The sequence below is a fragment of the Streptomyces sp. NPDC045431 genome (assembly GCF_040646655.1).
Lineage (GTDB): Bacteria > Actinomycetota > Actinomycetes > Streptomycetales > Streptomycetaceae > Streptomyces.
This window is the reverse complement of record NZ_JBEZAQ010000001.1, coordinates 888,265-904,682: the sequence shown is the minus strand read 5'-3', so window position 1 is coordinate 904,682 and position 16,418 is coordinate 888,265. Positions and strand designations below refer to the sequence as shown.

At 75.1% G+C, this 16,418-nt stretch carries 14 protein-coding genes, 1 pseudogene and 1 riboswitch; of the genes and pseudogenes, 11 read left to right on the top strand and 4 right to left on the bottom strand.

Annotated features, from left to right (window positions below):
• Positions 1-141: 141 nt before the first annotated feature.
• Positions 142-543 carry a VOC family protein gene (locus AB0A69_RS04030; RefSeq protein ID WP_361414994.1) on the top strand — a complete coding sequence of 134 codons (402 nt, stop codon included), beginning with the start codon at positions 142-144 and terminating at the stop codon, positions 541-543.
• Between the two features lie 70 nt (positions 544-613).
• Here AB0A69_RS04030 and AB0A69_RS04025 read toward each other — a convergent pair whose 3' ends face one another.
• The 3 genes from AB0A69_RS04025 to AB0A69_RS04015 all read right to left on the bottom strand — a co-directional run bounded on the left by AB0A69_RS04025 (position 614) and on the right by AB0A69_RS04015 (position 4,138).
• Complete coding sequence (locus AB0A69_RS04025) at positions 614-1,957, bottom strand: hypothetical protein (RefSeq protein ID WP_361414992.1); 1,344 nt, start codon at positions 1,955-1,957, stop codon at positions 614-616.
• Between the two features lie 155 nt (positions 1,958-2,112).
• Positions 2,113-3,240, bottom strand: a complete 1,128-nt coding sequence (locus AB0A69_RS04020) for a hypothetical protein (RefSeq protein WP_361414990.1) — start codon at positions 3,238-3,240, stop codon at positions 2,113-2,115.
• A gap of 136 nt (positions 3,241-3,376) precedes the next feature.
• Positions 3,377-4,138 (bottom strand): class II aldolase/adducin family protein, encoded by a 762-nt coding sequence (locus AB0A69_RS04015; protein WP_361414988.1) that lies wholly within the window; start codon positions 4,136-4,138, stop codon positions 3,377-3,379.
• A gap of 281 nt (positions 4,139-4,419) precedes the next feature.
• Between AB0A69_RS04015 and AB0A69_RS04010 the strand changes: the two genes are divergently transcribed.
• The 10 genes and pseudogenes from AB0A69_RS04010 (at position 4,420) to AB0A69_RS03965 (ending at position 15,282) form a co-directional block, all read left to right on the top strand.
• The gene (locus AB0A69_RS04010; protein ID WP_361414986.1) at positions 4,420-5,682 is read left to right on the top strand and encodes an inorganic phosphate transporter; all 1,263 of its coding nucleotides are present in this window, start codon (positions 4,420-4,422) and stop codon (positions 5,680-5,682) included.
• Positions 5,683-5,694: 12 nt separating this feature from the next.
• Positions 5,695-5,916 (top strand): hypothetical protein, encoded by a 222-nt coding sequence (locus AB0A69_RS04005; protein WP_361414984.1) that lies wholly within the window; start codon positions 5,695-5,697, stop codon positions 5,914-5,916.
• Positions 5,917-6,089: 173 nt separating this feature from the next.
• Positions 6,090-6,180, top strand: a riboswitch (cobalamin riboswitch).
• 95 nt (positions 6,181-6,275) lie between these two features.
• Complete coding sequence (locus AB0A69_RS04000; RefSeq protein ID WP_361414982.1) at positions 6,276-7,253, top strand: cobalamin biosynthesis protein; 978 nt, start codon at positions 6,276-6,278, stop codon at positions 7,251-7,253.
• Positions 7,250-8,761, top strand: coding sequence for a cobyric acid synthase (locus tag AB0A69_RS03995; RefSeq protein WP_361414980.1), 1,512 nt, complete (start codon positions 7,250-7,252; stop codon positions 8,759-8,761). Before AB0A69_RS04000 ends, AB0A69_RS03995 begins: the two co-directional genes overlap by 4 nt.
• Before the next feature lie 172 nt (positions 8,762-8,933).
• The gene (locus tag AB0A69_RS03990) at positions 8,934-10,970 is read left to right on the top strand and encodes a putative cobaltochelatase (protein WP_361414978.1); all 2,037 of its coding nucleotides are present in this window, start codon (positions 8,934-8,936) and stop codon (positions 10,968-10,970) included.
• The gene (gene cobO / locus AB0A69_RS03985; RefSeq protein WP_361414976.1) at positions 10,970-11,578 is read left to right on the top strand and encodes a cob(I)yrinic acid a,c-diamide adenosyltransferase; all 609 of its coding nucleotides are present in this window, start codon (positions 10,970-10,972) and stop codon (positions 11,576-11,578) included. Before AB0A69_RS03990 ends, cobO begins: the two co-directional genes overlap by 1 nt.
• A complete protein-coding gene (locus tag AB0A69_RS03980; RefSeq protein ID WP_361414974.1) occupies positions 11,572-12,912 on the top strand; it encodes a cobyrinate a,c-diamide synthase in 1,341 nt (446 codons plus the stop codon). Before cobO ends, AB0A69_RS03980 begins: the two co-directional genes overlap by 7 nt.
• 17 nt (positions 12,913-12,929) lie before the next feature.
• Positions 12,930-13,286, top strand: a pseudogene (locus AB0A69_RS03975) (cobalamin biosynthesis protein); the annotation flags it as partial.
• A 192-nt stretch (positions 13,287-13,478) separates the two neighbouring features.
• Entirely contained in the window at positions 13,479-14,549 is a 1,071-nt protein-coding gene (cobC, locus tag AB0A69_RS03970) for an Rv2231c family pyridoxal phosphate-dependent protein CobC (protein ID WP_361414972.1), read from the top strand.
• A 265-nt stretch (positions 14,550-14,814) separates the two neighbouring features.
• On the top strand, positions 14,815-15,282 hold the full coding sequence (locus AB0A69_RS03965; protein WP_361414970.1) for an excalibur calcium-binding protein: 468 nt from the start codon (positions 14,815-14,817) through the stop codon (positions 15,280-15,282).
• 7 nt (positions 15,283-15,289) lie between these two features.
• On the opposite strand, the gene AB0A69_RS03960 is transcribed toward AB0A69_RS03965, so the two are convergent.
• Positions 15,290-16,240 carry an SCO1860 family LAETG-anchored protein gene (locus AB0A69_RS03960; protein WP_361414968.1) on the bottom strand — a complete coding sequence of 317 codons (951 nt, stop codon included), beginning with the start codon at positions 16,238-16,240 and terminating at the stop codon, positions 15,290-15,292.
• Positions 16,241-16,418 lie beyond the last annotated feature (178 nt).

Here is a 16,418-nt window from a genome sequence, read left to right as displayed (position 1 = left end):
GGCCGCGTTCGCGGCGTCCCACGGCCGGTGGAGCGCGGGGGTGCGTTGTCGGTGGCGGGTGCCAGACTGGGGAACAGCTGAGACCCGGATCACATCGCAGTCGGAAGGCCGTAGCGAGCACCGAATCGGAGAGTGACCAGCATGGCCGACGTACCGAGCATCTATCCCGCGATCCTGTACGAGGACGCGAAGGCGGCCATCAGGACGCTGAAGGAGGCCTTCGGGTTCACCGAGGTGAGTGTGTACGAGGGCGAGGACGGCCAGATCGTCCACTCCGAGCTCGCCTATGGGAACGGCATGGTGATGCTGGGCACCAAGAGACGTGAGGGCGTGTACGCCAAGGCGATGGCGGGGGCGGGCCCGGTCGGGGTGTACGTGGTGGTGGACGACGTGGACGCGCACCACGCCCGGGCCGTGGAGCACGGTGTGGAGATCCTGATGCCCCCGACGGACCAGGACTACGGCTCCCGCGACTACATGGCGCGGGACGCCGAGGGCAACGTCTGGAGCTTCGGCACGTACGCGCCGGGCGCGGCGGGGTAGCCCCGCGGCGGCCCGGGCCCCGGCGGCCTGGAGCCCTGGGCCCCGACAATCCAGAGCCCAGGGGGGGCGGTCAGGCGCCGCCCGTGTGGACCTGGAAGGCCGCGCGGCGGACGGCTTTCGCGAAGGCGGGGTCCGGGTGGGCCGCGGCCAGGGCGACCAGGACCTGGACCGTGCGGGGGTGGCCGACGGCGCGGACCTCGTCCAGGAGGGCCGGGACCGAGCCCTGGACCGCGGACTCCAGGTGGCGTACGAGGAGCGTGGCGTCCCCGTGGTCGGCGACGGCCGCGGCGGTGTCCACCCAGAGCCAGGTCGCCTCCTCGCGGGTGAGGACGTCGGTGGCCTCGTCGGGGTCGGCGCCGTCGTGCTCGGCGAGCCAGATGAGGGCGTAGGGGCGCAGCGGGGGCTCCTCGGCGGCGGCTCGCACCCCGGCCTCGGCGGCGGAACCGACCACCCGCAGGGCCTCGAAGGCGAGGCCGCGCAGCAGGGCGTCCTCGCCCCGCGCGACGCCGAGGAGCTCGGTGACGGCGCTGCCCACGGGGCGGGCGGCGAGCCAGGCGCGGTACTCGACGCGGGCCGGGCCCGGGGTGAGGCGGGCGCAGGCGCGCAGCATGTCCTCGGCGGACTGCTCGATGTGCCCGGCGGGGCTCTGTGCGGCGACGCAGATCTGCTCCAGCTTGACCCACACGGCCCAGTTGCCGAGCGGGGTGAGGGTCGCCTGGCCCTGGCCGAGGGTGAGGGCGCCGACGGCGGCCAGGCCCTCCAGGGCCCAGTCGAGCAGGCGCGCGAGCGGGTCGGGCCCGGGCGCCGGGTCGGGGACGGCACGGCGGGACACGGCCCCGGACGCCTCGACGGACCCCTCGCCGGGTGCCGCACCGGGTTCGTCCCGCGGCGCAGCCGGCACCTCGCAGCGCTCCTCGCGGAGCTCGGCGACGCGCTGCCGCAGCAGGTCGAGGAGGGACGGCACGGGCACGGGGCCCGCGGAGAGCTGGAGCAGGGAGAGGACCTGGGGAACGGCCTCGACGACCTCGGCCACGGCGGTGGGCTCGACGTCGCCGGGGGCGGGATGGACGAGTGACCAGGCGTCGAAGAGCGCGACCCAGCCGCGCAGGACGGCCGAGTCGTCGCGGTCCCAGGCGCGCAGCCGCCAGCCGGGGCGGGCGGTGCCGCCGTGCAGCTCGACGAGTCCGGCGAGGCGGGCCCGGTCCCAGCCGGCGCGCACCTGGTCCGGGGTCAGGCCGAGCGCGACCGCGGCCCGTTCCTGGGCGGGGGTGGCGTCGGGCTGGCGGTCGACGGCGGCCCAGCGGGCGATGCGTACGGCGTCGTCGAGGACGGCTCGCGCCTGACGGGCCAGCTCGGCCGGGGGCGGCGTGCCCTCGGGCGGTCGCGACGCCGGCCGCGTACGCCGGGTGGTCACAGCCCGTCGTGCCGTGGTCAGGGGCCGCGGACGGACGAGTCGGAGTCTGGAGTTGCGCGCCAATTGCTCATCAGGCTTTCGAGACGTCACGGGGGCAGTCTTCCCGCTGACGGCCCGAAAGCCCAAACGGAATCGGTTTCACCGGACGGCGGGGGCTACAGGAGGGGGGTGAGGAAGCGGCGCAGGGCCTCTTCGTAGCGGTCGGGGGCGGCGTTCCACATGGCCGCGTGCGGCGCGTTCGCAACGGTGTGCAGGGTGACCAGGTCGGGGCGGCGGGCGGCGAGTTCGCGGGAGCCCTGCCAGGGGGCGAGGTGGTCGTCCGGTCCGTGGAAGAGGAGGGCCGGCACGCGCAGCCCGTCGGCGTCGGCGGCCTCGGCGATGCGGTCGCCGTGCACGCCGGTCCTGCCCTGGGCGGCGCGGACCGCGAGCGGCAGCAGTGGCGCGGGGGTGCGGCGGGCGGCGGCGAGGGCGCGCAGGGTGGCTTCCCAGTCGAGGACCGGGGAGTCGAGCACGAGGCCGCTGATGCGGTCGCGGACGCCGGAGTTGGCGGCGGCGTGCAGGGCCATGGAGGCGCCGACGGACCAGCCGTACAGGATGACGCGGTCGGCGCCGCGGTGGAGGGCGTGGCGCATCGCGGCGTCCAGGTCCCGCCACTCGGAGTCGCCGAGGTGCCCGAGGCCGTCGGAGGGGCGTGGGGCGCCCTCGTCGCCGCGGTAGGCGAGGTCGAGGACGGGGAGTTGGAGGGAGTTGAGGAACCGCACGACGTTCAGGGGGTGCTCGCGGGTGGTGCCCAGGCCGTGGACGGCGATCACCCAGGTGGAGCGGTTGGCGGGGACGAACCAGGCGGGCAGATTGCCCAGTTCGCCGAGGATGTCCAGGTCCTCGTGGTCGAGGCCGAGTGCGGTGGCGGGGGTGCCGGTGTGGAGCTGCGGGGTGAGCCGGACGCGGCTGCCCACGTCCAGGGTGCCGCGCCGCACGCTCTCCAGCCGGCGTACGACGGTGTCGGCGGAGTGCGGCACATCGTCCAGGACGGGGCCGACGACCGCGTGGACGCCGGGGCCCGTGAGGCCGTAGGTGCCGGGCCGCAGCGAGGCCAGGTGGCGGGTCAGGGTGACCTGTCCGGCGGCGGTGGCGTGCACCGTGAGCCGGGGGTCTCCGGGCAGGGGCCGGTCAGGCCGGGGCCTGAGCGCGGCGTCGCTGGCGTACCGGCCGGCCGCGACCGTGGCCGCGCCGGCGCCGATCAGGGTGGTGACGGCCGCCGCCGTCGCTGTAGCCGGGCGCACCGCTCCAGTGTGGGCACGCGCGCGGCGCGATGCCAGTGGGCGGCGGCGTGCGGGGGACCCGGCGTACGAGGGCCCGGCGCGCGGGGCGGGGCCCGGCCGACCGGTCCTGGCCGCGCTGGGCCTGGCCGCGCCGGTCCTAGCTGCGCCGGTCCTGGCCGCGCTGGCCGTAGCCGCGGAGCTTGTCGGCCGCCTCGTCGAGCTCGTCGGCGGACAGCAGCGCCGGGGTGCGGCCGGGCACGGAGGTGGCGGTGAGCCAGACGCGGCACATCCACTCCAGCTGCGCGGTGCGGTCGTACGCCTGGTCGAGGGTCTCGCCGTAGGTGACGGTTCCGTGGTTGCCCAGCAGGCAGCCCGTACGGTCCTCCAGGGCGCGCAGCATGTTCCGGGCCAGCTCCTCCGTGCCGTACAGGGCGTACGGGGCGACGCGGACGGGGCCGCCGAGGGCCCCGGCCATGTAGTGGATCGGGGGCAGCTCGGGGACGAGGGTGGAGACCGCCGTGGCGTGGACCGCGTGGGTGTGGACGACCGCGCGGGCCGGGGTGCCGCGGTAGATCGCCAGGTGCATGGGCAGCTCGCTGGTGGGCGTGAGGGTTCCGCGCACCCGCGTGCCGTCGAGGTCGACGGCGGTGAGGTCGGCCGGGGTGAGCCGGTCGTACGGCACACCGCTGGGGGTGACGAGGACGAGGTCGCCGACCCGGGCGGAGACGTTGCCGGAGGTGCCGACGACCAGCCCGTCCGCGACGGTCCTGCGGGCGGTGGCCACCAGCGCGTCCCAGGCCCGCTCGACCGCCTGGTCGACCGCCTGGTCGACCGCCTGGTCGACGGCCTGGTCGTCAGCCTGCTCGGTCGGCCGTCCCGCCCCCTGCTCGACAGCCCGTTCGGTCGCATCCCGTGTCATGGATCCGATCCTGTCAGGCCCGGCGGCGAGGGCGTAACGGAAGTCGATCAGATGACAAAAATCTCCTCATCCGAACCCCGTCCGACCACCCCCGCGCACCGGGTGAACGGCGGGAAAGCCCATGGATACGGGCATCCGCCCGCCCGGCCGGGCACCGGCGACGAAACGGTGGCGATGGTTCCGGATCTTCGGTCACCATGATGCCCGACCCAGTTCACCTTCCGTTCACTCAGGTTGCCTACGTTCACCAAGCCACTGACGTCGAACGATTGCCTGGGTAAATGGAACACATCACGCTGCTGCTCGCCATTGTGGTCGTGACAGCTCTCGTGTTCGATTTCACGAACGGTTTCCATGACACCGCCAACGCGATGGCCACGACCATCTCGACCGGCGCCCTGAAGCCCAAGACGGCGGTGGCCATGTCCGCCGTGCTCAACCTGGTCGGCGCGTTCCTGTCCGTCGAGGTCGCCAAGACGATCTCCAGCGGCCTGGTCAACGAAGAAGGAATCACCCCAGAGGTGATCTTCGCGGCGCTCGTCGGCGCCATCCTCTGGAATCTCCTGACCTGGCTGGTGGGCCTGCCCTCCAGCTCCTCCCACGCCCTGATGGGCGGCCTCGTCGGCGCCACCATCGCCTCGGTCGGCCTGAGCGGCGTCAACAGCGGCGTCGTCGTCACCAAGGTCCTCATCCCGGCCGTCGCCGCGCCGCTGGTCGCCGGCCTCGCCGCGATGCTGGCCGCCCGCCTGACGTACAAGGCCGGCGCGAACATCGACGAGAAGACCGGCCGCAAGGGCTACCGCGCCGGGCAGATCGCCTCCGCGGGCCTCGTCTCGCTCGCCCACGGCACCAACGACGCCCAGAAGACGATGGGCATCATCACCCTGGCGCTGGTCGCCGGTGGCATCCTCGCCCCCGGTTCCAACCCGCCCCTCTGGGTGATCGTCTCCGCCGGTGTGGCCATCGCGCTCGGCACCTACCTCGGCGGCTGGCGCATCATCCGCACCATGGGCAAGGGCCTCACCGACCTCCAGCCGCAGCAGGGCTTCGCCGCCCAGACCAGCGCGGCGACCGTGATCCTCGCCTCCTCGAACCTGGGCTTCTCGCTCTCGACGACGCACTCCTGCTCCGGCGCCGTGATGGGCGCGGGCCTCGGCCGCAAGGGCGGCGTCGTCCGCTGGTCCACCGCGACCCGGATGTTCGTCGCCTGGGGCCTGACCCTGCCGGCCGCGGGTCTCGTCGCCGCCGCCTCGGAGTACGTGACCCAGCAGGGCGACTGGGGCGTGGCCGCGGTCGCGGTCTTCCTCATCGCCTCCTGCGCCGCGATCTGGTTCATCTCGCGCCGCCAGGTCGTCGACCACACCAACGTCAACGACGTGGAGACGGACGAGCCCGCGGGCGTCGTGACCACCGCCATCGCGGCCGTCACCCCGCCCCCGGCCGGCACCGTCGCCGACCTCACCGCCGACCTCCAGGCCACCATCCCGGCGAAGGCGCCGGAGACCACCCCGGCGGCCGCGTCCGCACCCGCCGCCACGGTGTAAGGAAAGAACAGCATGAAGATCGACTGGGCAGCTCTCGGCTCCGTGTTCGGCGTGAGCCTCGTGGCCACCGTCGCACTGGTGGGCCTGTTCACCCTCGGCATCCTCGGCCTCTCGAAGCAGGAGCAGGCGGCGGCGAGCGGTGGCTCGGCCGTCCTGGCCCGCACCGGCGCCTACACGGCCTTCGCGGTCTGCGCGGCGGCGATCGCCTTCGGGATCTACCTGATCGTGACCTGACGCGTGAAGCCTTCGGGCACCGGGCCGGTCGCACCCTCACGGGTGTGGCCGGCCCGGCCGCGTTCGTGGCCCCGCCCTGTGGGGCTGAGCACACTGTCCTCCCGCAGGTCAGCGGCGAGTTGACGGGCGTTCGCGGAGCGTGGTGGACTGCCGGGGCCATTTACGGCGGCAGGAGAGGAAGCCGGTGCGAATCCGGCGCGGTCCCGCCACTGTGAGTCCGGCCCGAGGGCGAGACGTCCGACGGGCCGGACGAGTCAGGAACTCTCGTCGCCGGTCACGTCGAGCCAGGGCGCGGACCCTGAGTGAGGACATCACCATGCCCGGCTGCCTTTGCGCTGCCTCGGACGCATCGAGACGCCATGCGACGCGGTGACCGCGTCTTCGCCTACGGCGCGGCCGTCGGGCTCGCCGCCGACCTGCTCCTCGCCGACCCCCGCCGCGGGCACCCCGTGGCCGCCTTCGGGCGTACGGCCGCCCGCGTGGAGCGCGCCCTGTGGCGCGACGACCGCGCCTGGGGCGCGCTGCACGCCGCCGTGTGCGCCGGGGGCGCGGCCGGTGCGGCGGCGCTCGCGGCCCGCGCGGTACGCGGGCGGCGCGCCGCGTCCGTCGCGCTGACCGCCGCCACCGTGTGGTCCGTCGTCGGCGGTACGACGCTGGGCCGCGAGGCCCGCGCCATCGGCGGCGCGCTGGCCGCCGGGGACCTGGAGGTGGCCCGGGAGCGGCTGCCGCATCTGTGCGGGCGCGACCCGCAGGCCCTGGACGGCCCCGGCATCGCCCGCGCGGTCGTGGAGTCCGTCGCCGAGAACACCTCCGACGCCGTCGTCGGCGCCCTCGTGTGGGGCGCGATCGGCGGCGTACCGGGGCTCGTCGCCTTCCGCGCGGTGAACACGCTGGACGCGATGGTCGGGCACAGGTCGCCGCGCTACCGCCGCTTCGGCTGGGCCTCGGCGCGCCTCGACGACGTGGCGGGCTGGCCGGGCGCCCGGCTCACCGCCGCGCTGGCGGCGGTCGCGGGCGGGAACCCGCGCGGCGCGGTCCGGGCCTGGCGGGCCGACGCGGCCCGGCACCCGAGCCCCAACGCCGGCCCGGTGGAGGCGTCCTTCGCGGGCGCGCTGGGCGTACGGCTCGGCGGCACGCTCTCGTACGGCGGACGCGTCGAGCACCGGCCCGTCCTCAACGGTGACGGGCGGGAGGTCGAGGTGGCGGACATCGAACGCGCGGTGCGGCTGTCGCGCCGGGTGAGTGCCCTCACGCTCGCGGTGTGCGCGGGCGGGCGGCTGGCGTACGGAGCGATCAGGGCGCACGGGGCGGTCAAGCGGAGGCGGAGGCGTACATGAGCAAGGGTGGGGGGCTGCTCGTCGCGGGCACCACGTCCGACGCGGGCAAGAGCGTCGTCACGGCCGGCATCTGCCGCTGGCTGGTACGGCAGGGCGTGAAGGTCGCGCCGTTCAAGGGACAGAACATGTCCCTCAACTCCTTCGTCACCCGTGAGGGCGCGGAGATCGGCCGGGCGCAGGCCATGCAGGCGCAGGCCGCCCGGGTGGAGCCGACCGCGCTGATGAACCCGGTGCTGCTCAAGCCGGGCAGCGACCGGTCCAGCCAGGTGGTGCTGATGGGCAAGCCGGTCGGTGAGCTGAGCGCGCGCGGCTACCACGGCGGCAAGCAGCGCGAGTTGCTGGAACCCGTCCTGGACTGCCTCCAGCAGCTCCGCGAGACGTACGACGCCGTCATCTGCGAGGGCGCGGGCAGCCCGGCCGAGATCAACCTGCGGCGCACCGACATCGTCAACATGGGCATCGCGCGCGCCGCCCGCTTCCCCGTCGTCGTGGTCGGCGACATCGACCGGGGCGGGGTCTTCGCCCAGTTCTTCGGTACGACGGCGCTGCTGGCGCCCGAGGACCAGGAGCTGGTCGCGGGCTACCTCGTGAACAAGTTCCGGGGCGATGTGACGCTGCTGGAACCGGGCCTGGACATGCTGCTGGGCCTCACGGGCCGCCGCACCTTCGGTGTCCTGCCGTACGCGCACGGGCTCGGCATCGACGAGGAGGACGGGCTGCGCGTCTCGCTGCGCGGCGCCGTCCGCGAGTCGGTCGTCGCCCCGCCGCTGGGCGAGGACGTGCTGCGGGTCGCCGTCTGCGCCGTACCGCTCATGTCCAACTTCACGGACGTGGACGCGCTGGCGGCCGAGCCCGGCGTGGTCGTGCGGTTCGTGGACCGGCCCGAGGAACTGGCCGACGCGGACCTGGTCGTGGTGCCGGGCACGCGCGGCACGGTCAAGGCGCTGGCGTGGCTGCGCGAGCGTGGCCTGGCGGACGCGCTGGTGCGGCGCGCGGCGGAGGGCCGTCCCGTCCTCGGCATCTGCGGCGGCTTCCAGGCGCTCGGCGAGCGCATCGAGGACGACGTCGAGTCCAGGGCGGGCCTGGTGGACGGCCTCGGACTGCTGCCGGTACGGGTGCGGTTCGCGCCCGGCAAGACCCTCGCGCGGCCGGTCGGCGAGGCCCTCGGCGAGCCGGTCGAGGGGTACGAGATCCACCACGGCGTCGCGGACGTCCGGGGCGGGGAACCGTTCCTGGACGGGTGCCGCGTCGGGGCCGTCTGGGGCACCCACTGGCACGGCTCCCTGGAGAGCGACGGCTTCCGCCGCGCGTTCCTGCGCGAGGTCGCGAGCGCGGCCGGCAGACGCTTCGTCCCGGCGCCGGACACGTCGTTCGGCGTACTGCGCGAGGAGCAGCTGGACACGCTCGGCGACCTGATCGAGGAGCACGCGGACACCGACGCGCTCTGGAAGCTGATCGAGCAGGGCGCCCCGGCAGGGCTGCCGTTCGTTCCACCGGGGGCGCCGTGACCGAGGCCCGCGTCATCCCCGCAGATGCGGGGACCACAGGAGCAGATCCACAAGGTGCTCGTGAAGCAGCGGACCATCCCCGCACATGCGGGGCCGAGAGCCGCAGCATGCCGCTCGCACGGGACAACTCCTCCGAATCCGGATGGAAGCCACTCGAAGGAGTGATCACAACATGAGCACCCGATACCCGTTCACCGCCGTCGTCGGCATGGACGACCTGCGGCTGGCATTGCTGCTCAATGCCGTCAGCCCAGCGGTCGGCGGCGTACTCGTCCGTGGCGAGAAGGGCACGGCGAAGAGCACGGCGGTGCGGGCGCTGGCGGACCTGCTGCCCGAGGTGGCCGTCGTCGCGGGCTGCCGGTTCAGCTGCGACCCTGCTACGCCTGATCCACAGTGCCCGGACGGTCCCCACGAGACCGGTGCCGCTTCGTCGCGGCCCGCGCGCATGGTCGAGCTGCCCGTCGGCGCATCGGAGGACCGGCTCGTCGGCGCCCTCGACATCGAGCGGGCGCTCGCCGAGGGCGTGAAGGCGTTCGAACCGGGCCTTCTCGCCGCCGCGCATCGCGGGATCCTGTACGTCGACGAAGTGAACTTGTTGCATGACCACTTGATCGACCTCCTGCTGGACGCCGCCGCCATGGGCTCCTCGTACGTCGAGCGCGAGGGCGTCTCCGTACGGCACGCGGCCCGCTTCCTGCTGGTCGGGACCATGAACCCGGAGGAGGGCGAGCTACGGCCGCAGCTGCTCGACCGGTTCGGGCTGACCGTGGAGGTGGCCGCCTCGCGGGAGCCCGAGCAGCGGGTGGAGGTCGTACGGCGCAGGCTGGCGTTCGACGACGACCCGGCCGGTTTCGCGGCGCGGTGGGCCGGCGAGGAGGCCGCACTGCGGGAGCGGATCGCGGCCGCGCGGGCGCTGCTGCCGTCCGTGACGCTGGGGGACGCGGCGCTGCGGCAGATCGCGGCGACGTGCGCGGCGTTCGAGGTGGACGGCATGCGCGCCGACATCGTGATGGCGCGTACGGCGACGGCGCTGGCCGCGTGGGCGGGGCGGACGGACGTCACGTCCGACGACGTACGGCAGGCGGCGCTGCTGGCGCTGCCGCACCGGCGCAGGCGCAATCCGTTCGACGCGCCGGGGCTGGACGAGGACAAGCTGGACCAGACGCTGGAGGAGTTCAAGGGCGACGACGACCCGGAGCCGGACCCGGGGCCTGACGGGCCCGGCGGTCCGGACGGTCCCGGTGGCGGTGGCGGTGTGCCTCCGCAGGGCGGGGCGCCGGACGGGGAGTCGGCGTCTCCCGAGGACGCCCCGGCCCCGGATCGGGCTCCCGCGTCCGGCCCCGCCTCCGCGCCCGGCCCCGGCGGCGCCGAGCAGGCGCCCGTCGCGGCCGCCGAGCCGTTCCGTACGAAGGTGCTGAGCGTGCCGGGCCTCGGCGAGGGCGCCGCCGGGCGGCGTTCCCGGGCGCGTACCGCCCACGGCAGGACGACCGGGGCGGTACGCCCGCGCGGGGCGCTGACCAAGCTGCACCTGGCGGCGACCGTGCAGGCGGCCGCCCCGCACCAGCGGGCGCGCGGCCGGTCGGGGCCCGGGCTGGTCGTACGGCGGGACGATCTGCGGCAGGCGACACGTGAGGGGCGCGAGGGCAACCTGGTGCTGTTCGTGGTGGACGCGTCCGGGTCGATGGCGGCCCGGCGGCGGATGGGCGCGGTGAAGGGCGCCGTGCTGTCGCTGCTGCTGGACGCGTACCAGCGGCGCGACAAGGTCGGCCTGGTCACCTTCCGGGGCGCGGCCGCCGAGGTCGTACTGCCGCCCACGTCGTCCGTGGACGCGGCCGCCGCCCGGCTGGAGCAGCTGCCGACGGGTGGGCGCACGCCGCTCGCGGCGGGGTTGCTGAAGGCGCACGACGTGCTGCGCGTGGAGCGGCTGCGCGACCCGTCGCGCCGCCCGCTGCTGGTCGTCGTCACCGACGGCCGGGCGACCGGCGGTCCGGAGCCGCTGGCGCTGGCCGCGCGGGCGGCCGGGCTGCACGCCGCCGAGGGCACCGCGTCCGTGGTCGTGGACTGCGAGAGCGGGCCCGTACGGCTGGGTCTGGCGGCCGAACTGGCCGCCCGGCTGGGCGGCACCGCCGTCACCCTGGACGAGCTGCGGGCGGACTCGATCGCCGGGCTGGTCAGGGATGTTCAGGGAACTTCGAGGAGGGCCGCTTAATGCCGCAGGGACAGCCGACCGTCGTACCGGACGACGGGCTCACCACCCGCCAGCGCCGCAACCGCGCGCTGGTGATGGTGCACACGGGCGTCGGCAAGGGGAAGTCGACGGCCGCCTTCGGGATGGCGCTGCGCGCCTGGAACCAGGGCTGGCCGATCGGGGTGTTCCAGTTCGTCAAGTCCGCCAAGTGGAAGGTCGGCGAGGAGAACGCCCTCAAGGCGCTCGGCGAGACCGGCAAGGGCGGGACCGTGACCTGGAACAAGATGGGCGAGGGCTGGTCCTGGATCCAGCGCGACCCCAAGGACGGCGAGCAGTCGCACGAGGACAAGGCGCGCGAGGGCTGGGAGCAGGTCAAGCGCGACCTGGCCGAGGAGAAGTACACGTTCTACGTCCTCGACGAGTTCGCGTACCTGCTGCACTGGGGCTGGATCGACACCGCCGAGGTGGTGGAGGTGCTGCGGAACCGGCCCGGTCGGCAGCACGTGGTGATCACCGGGCGCAACGCGCCGCAGGAGCTGGTGGACTTCGCCGACCTCGTCACCGACATGTCGAAGGTCAAGCACCCGATGGACGCGGGTCAGAAGGGCCAGCGGGGCATCGAGTGGTAGCGCGTCTCGTCATCGCCGCGCCGTCGTCGGGCGCGGGCAAGACCACGGTCGCGACGGGCCTGATGGCCGCGTTCGCGGGCCGTGGTCTCGCGGTGTCGCCGCACAAGGTCGGCCCCGACTACATCGACCCCGGCTACCACGCGCTGGCGACGGGCCGCCCGGGCCGCAACCTCGACGCGTACATGTGCGGTACGGAGCTGATCGCGCCGCTCTTCGCGCACGGCGCGCGCGGCTGCGACCTGGCCGTCGTCGAGGGCGTGATGGGCCTGTACGACGGCGCCGCCGACCAGGGCGAGCTTGCGTCCACGGCCCAGGTGGCGAAGCTGCTGCGGGCGCCGGTGGTGCTGGTGGTGGACGCGTCGTCGCAGTCGCGGTCGGTGGCGGCGCTGGTGCACGGCTTCGCGTCCTGGGACCCGGAGGTGCGGATCGGCGGGGTGATCCTGAACAAGGTGGCCACCGACCGGCACGAGCACCTGCTGCGCGAGGCGCTCGGCGAGTCCGGCGTGCCGGTGCTGGGCGTGCTGCGGCGGGCGCCCGCCGTCGCCACGCCGTCGCGGCACCTGGGTCTGGTGCCGGTGGCCGAGCGGCAGGCGGCGGCCGTGGAGGCGGTCGCGGCGCAGGCCGAACAGGTGCGGCAGGGCTGCGACCTGGACGCGCTGCTCGCGCTGGCCCGGTCGGCGCCGCCTCTCGCGGCGGCGGCCTGGGAGCCGGCCGTGGAACCGGTGGCGGGGGCCCGGCCGGTGGTCGCGGTCGCGGGCGGGGCGGCGTTCACCTTCTCGTACGCCGAGCACGCCGAGCTGCTGGGCGCGGCCGGTGCGGAGGTCGTGCCGTTCGACCCGCTGCGGGACGAGGAGTTGCCGGCCGGGACCCGCGGTCTGGTCATCGGCGGCGGTTTTCCCGAGGTGTACGGCTCCGAGCTGTCGGCCAACGCGCGGCTGCGCGGGGCGGTCGCGGAGCTGGCCGCGTCGGGGGCGCCGGTCGCGGCGGAGTGCGCCGGACTGCTGTACCTGGCGCGGTCGTTGGACGGGCAGCCGATGTGCGGGGTGCTGGACGCCGACGCGCGCATGTCGGAGCGGCTGACGCTCGGGTACCGGGACGCGGTCGCCGTGAGCGACAGCCCGCTGGCGGCGGCCGGGACGCGGATGCGGGGGCACGAGTTCCACCGCACGGTGCTGGAGCCGGGGGCCGGGCCGTCGCCCGCCTGGGGCCTGCGTCAGCCGGAGCGCCGGGTGGAGGGCTTCGTACAGCGCGGGGTGCACGCGAGTTACGTGCACACGCACTGGGCGGCCGTGCCGGAGGCGGCGCGACGGTTCGTGGAGTTCTGCGCGCGGTGACGTCTCCGGTGGCCGGTCTGGTGGTCGGGGTGGGCGCGGGGCGGGGCGTGTCCGCCGACGCGGTGCTCGGGCTGATCGAGGCGACGCTGCGGGAGGCCGGGTTGCCGGTGGGCGAGGTGGCGGAGCTGGCCACGCTCGATACGAAGGCGGACGAACCGGGCATCGTGGCGGCGGCGGCGCGGCTCGGGGTGCCGTTGCGGGCGTACGCGGCGCGGGAGTTGGCGCGCGTCGCCGTACCGCATCCGTCGGACACCGTGCGCGGTGCCGTCGGGACGCCGTCGGTGGCGGAGGCGGCGGCGCTGGCGGGCGGCGGCGAACTGCTCGTACCGAAGCGGAAGGCGGCCGGGCGGGCGGCTCGGGTCACGTGCGCGGTGGCGCGCGGGCGATTGTTGAATGTGGTGCCCGGGTACACGGGTGGGGAAACGGCGTTGACAGCACGGCCGGCGCCGGAGTCTTTAGACAGGGAGCGCACAGGAAGTCCGTTCACCCCCTGACGCACTCCCTGAGTCACCCCATGAGCCACGGGGTGACTCGCCCCCACTCCCCCACCACCCCCCATGGCGGCCATGCATACCGACACTGAGACCCACGACCTGCGGCACCACGGTGACGCGGAGGTCCGCGACGAGAAGCTGACCGACCTCGCGGTCAACGTCCGTGCCGACACCCCCCCGGACTGGCTGCGGGAGCGCATCGCCCGGTCGCTGACCGGGCTCGCCGCCTACCCCGACGGCCGGGCGGCGCGGGCCGCGGTGGCGGCCCGGCACGGACTGCCCGCCGACCGCGTGCTGTTGACGGCCGGGGCGGCGGAGGCGTTCGTACTGCTGGCGCGGGCACTGCCGGCACGAAGACCGGTGGTGGTGCATCCGCAGTTCACGGAGCCGGAGGCGGCGCTGCGGGACGCGGGGCACGAGGTGCGGCGGGTGCTGCTGCGCGAGGAGGACGGTTTCCGGCTGGACCCGGCGGCGGTGCCCGAGGACGCCGACCTGGTGGTGGTCGGCAACCCGACGAACCCCACGTCCGTCCTCCACCCCGCCTCGGTCCTCGCCCGGCTGGCGCGGCCGGGGCGGACCCTGGTGGTGGACGAGGCGTTCATGGACGCGGTGCCGGGCGAACGGGAGGCTCTCGCGGGCCGCACCGACGTACCGGGGCTCGTGGTGCTGCGCAGCCTCACCAAGACGTGGGGCCTCGCGGGCCTCCGGATCGGGTACGTGCTCGCCGACCGGGACACGGTGGCCGCCCTGGAGCGGGCGCAGCCCCTGTGGCCGGTCTCCACGCCCGCGCTGGCGGCGGCGGAGGCGTGCGTCTCCCCGGCGGCGCTGGCCGAGGCGGAGGAAGCGGCCCACCGGATCGCGGCGGACCGGGCCCATCTGCTGGCGGGCCTCGCGGAGTTCGAGGAGGTACGGGCCGTGTCGGCCGCGCAGGGCCCCTTCGTGCTGGTCCGTATCGCCGGCGCCGCCGCGGTACGCGACCGCCTGCGCTCCCTCGGCTTCGCGGCCCGCCGCGGCGACACCTTCCCGGGCCTGGGCCCCGACTGGCTCCGCCTCGCGGTCCGCGACCGGGTGACGACGAACCGGTTCCTCCAGGCGCTGGACCAGGCGCTGGTGATGGCGGGGAGCGCGGCGAAGGGGCACTGAGGGGCTCTCTCCCGAAGCGGGCGCCGCGCAGTGCGGAGCCGAGCGGCGAGGTGCGCCGTGGACCGCGCGCGGCGGAAAGGGCTGACTCATCGCTGTCACGGCGCCGTCGACGTCTCGGCGCGAGCGGACGGGGCGCCCCGGAACGGGGCGCTCCGCCGGGCACAGCGTCGGGCCGTGGCTGAGCGGTTCCCTGGAGTGGCGGGGCGGCGCCTCCCTCCCTATGGTCGATAGGCCATGGTCGTTAAGACCAGGAGGAGGTTTCGTCATGAACTTCCGTACCGCGGCGGCCGCCGCGTTTCTGGCCGGCGCCGCTTCCGTATCGCTTCCCGGCGTCGCATACGCCCAGGCTCTCGACTGCAGCCACTTCACGTACCAGGAAGAGGCGCAGGCCGTGTACGACCAGGACCCCAGCGACCCGCACCGGCTGGACGAGGACGATCCGGCGCCCGATGACGGGATCGCCTGCGAGGCGCTGCCCAGCAGGGCGGAGGCGGGCGTCCCCACGCCCACCGCGCCCGCCACACCCACGACGACGGCCACGGCCGCGCCCACCGCGCCCGCCACGCCCACGGCGCAGCCGACGCGCGGCGTTCGTGGCGGCCTGGGGGGCGCGGCGCCGCAGGACGGGGGCGACCCCGTCTACGGGCTGGCCGTCTGCGCCGGTGGCGCGGCCCTGGTGCTGGCGTGCCTGGCGGCCCGGCTGGGGCGGCGGGGCCGGCGGCCCGGCCGGTAACCGCGGGTCAGGCGCGTCGGCGGCGACGGAGGGTGACCAGCGCCGCCGTGCCCGCCGCCAGGAAGGCCAAGGCGCCGGCCGCGACGTACGGGGTCGTCGGGCCGGCGCCCGTGGCCGCGAGGTCGGGCTGGGTGGTAGCCGGGGCGGGGACCGTGGCGGCCGGCTTCACGGCGGCTGTCTGGGGCTGGACGTGCGCGGCGGGACGGGGGGTCGTGCAGGCGGCTTCGGCGAGGGTCAGGGTGCCCGTGACGTCGGCGACGTTGAGGTTGAGGGGGTTCACCGCGACCTTGAGCGAGAGGGCGGTGGCCGCGGCGGTGCGGGTGGTGGTCTCGGACGTCGAGAGGTGGAGCGTGACCTCGCCGACGCCGGGGGCCTGGACGCGTGTGGGGCCGCCGGGGGTGAGCGTCACCCGTTTGCCGAGGACCGTCACCTTGCCGAGGAGGTTCGCCTCGGCGACCGGGCGCTCGCCCGCCTCGCACACCGCGCGGGCGGTGACCTGTTCGGCCTCGACGAGGGAGAGCAGCGGCAGGCCGGGGACGTGGAGCCGGGCGCGCGCGAGGCGGGTGGAGGCCTCGGCGCGGCGGGAGTCCGCCGTGGCCTTCGCCGTGGCGGCGTCCGCGTGCAGCAGGGTGAAGGGCCTGCCCCGGTCGACGCCGTCCAGGGTGACGGTGAGCGCGGTCTTCTCGGCGCTCACCGGGGCTCCGTTCGCCGCGGCTCCGTTCGCCGCGGCTCCGTTCGCCGGGGCCTGGACCGCGTTGAGCGTGGCGGTGAGCGGGACGTTCACGGACTTGTTCAGGAGCGAGACGTCGAGGGCGGTGCGCAGGACGGCCGCGTTCGCCCGGCCGCCGGCTTCGGTCGCGTGCGCCGGTGCCGGTGGGACGGCCAGGGCGGCGAGCGCCACGAGGACGGTGGCGGCGGGCAGGCGGAGCCCACGGAAGGTGGTTCTGGTCGTGTTCACGGTGGTTCCCCATGGAGACAGTGGGAGAAGGCGTCGCCGCGCCTCGAACCCACGGGGACACGTGGGGTGCGGCGGCAACGCGGGACACCGGAATCCTGGCGTGAAGGGGGTCAAACGTCAGGCACGTAACGGGAGTTCACACCAAGGGGTGGCTTCTGCGTCCACGTTCGAATGTGGC

Excerpts from the sequence above, each read along its gene's own strand:
- cobC (WP_361414972.1), top strand. The coding sequence starts at position 13,479 with ATGCATACCGACACTGAGACCCACGACCTGCGGCACCACGGTGACGCG.
- AB0A69_RS04000 (WP_361414982.1), top strand. The coding sequence starts at position 6,276 with ATGCGACGCGGTGACCGCGTCTTCGCCTACGGCGCGGCCGTCGGGCTC.
- AB0A69_RS04010 (WP_361414986.1), top strand. The coding sequence starts at position 4,420 with ATGGAACACATCACGCTGCTGCTCGCCATTGTGGTCGTGACAGCTCTC.
- AB0A69_RS03990 (WP_361414978.1), top strand. The coding sequence starts at position 8,934 with ATGAGCACCCGATACCCGTTCACCGCCGTCGTCGGCATGGACGACCTG.
- AB0A69_RS04015 (WP_361414988.1), bottom strand. The coding sequence starts at position 4,138 with ATGACACGGGATGCGACCGAACGGGCTGTCGAGCAGGGGGCGGGACGG.
- cobO (WP_361414976.1), top strand. The coding sequence starts at position 10,970 with ATGCCGCAGGGACAGCCGACCGTCGTACCGGACGACGGGCTCACCACC.
- AB0A69_RS04005 (WP_361414984.1), top strand. The coding sequence starts at position 5,695 with ATGAAGATCGACTGGGCAGCTCTCGGCTCCGTGTTCGGCGTGAGCCTC.
- AB0A69_RS04030 (WP_361414994.1), top strand. The coding sequence starts at position 142 with ATGGCCGACGTACCGAGCATCTATCCCGCGATCCTGTACGAGGACGCG.
- AB0A69_RS03995 (WP_361414980.1), top strand. The coding sequence starts at position 7,250 with ATGAGCAAGGGTGGGGGGCTGCTCGTCGCGGGCACCACGTCCGACGCG.
- AB0A69_RS03965 (WP_361414970.1), top strand. The coding sequence starts at position 14,815 with ATGAACTTCCGTACCGCGGCGGCCGCCGCGTTTCTGGCCGGCGCCGCT.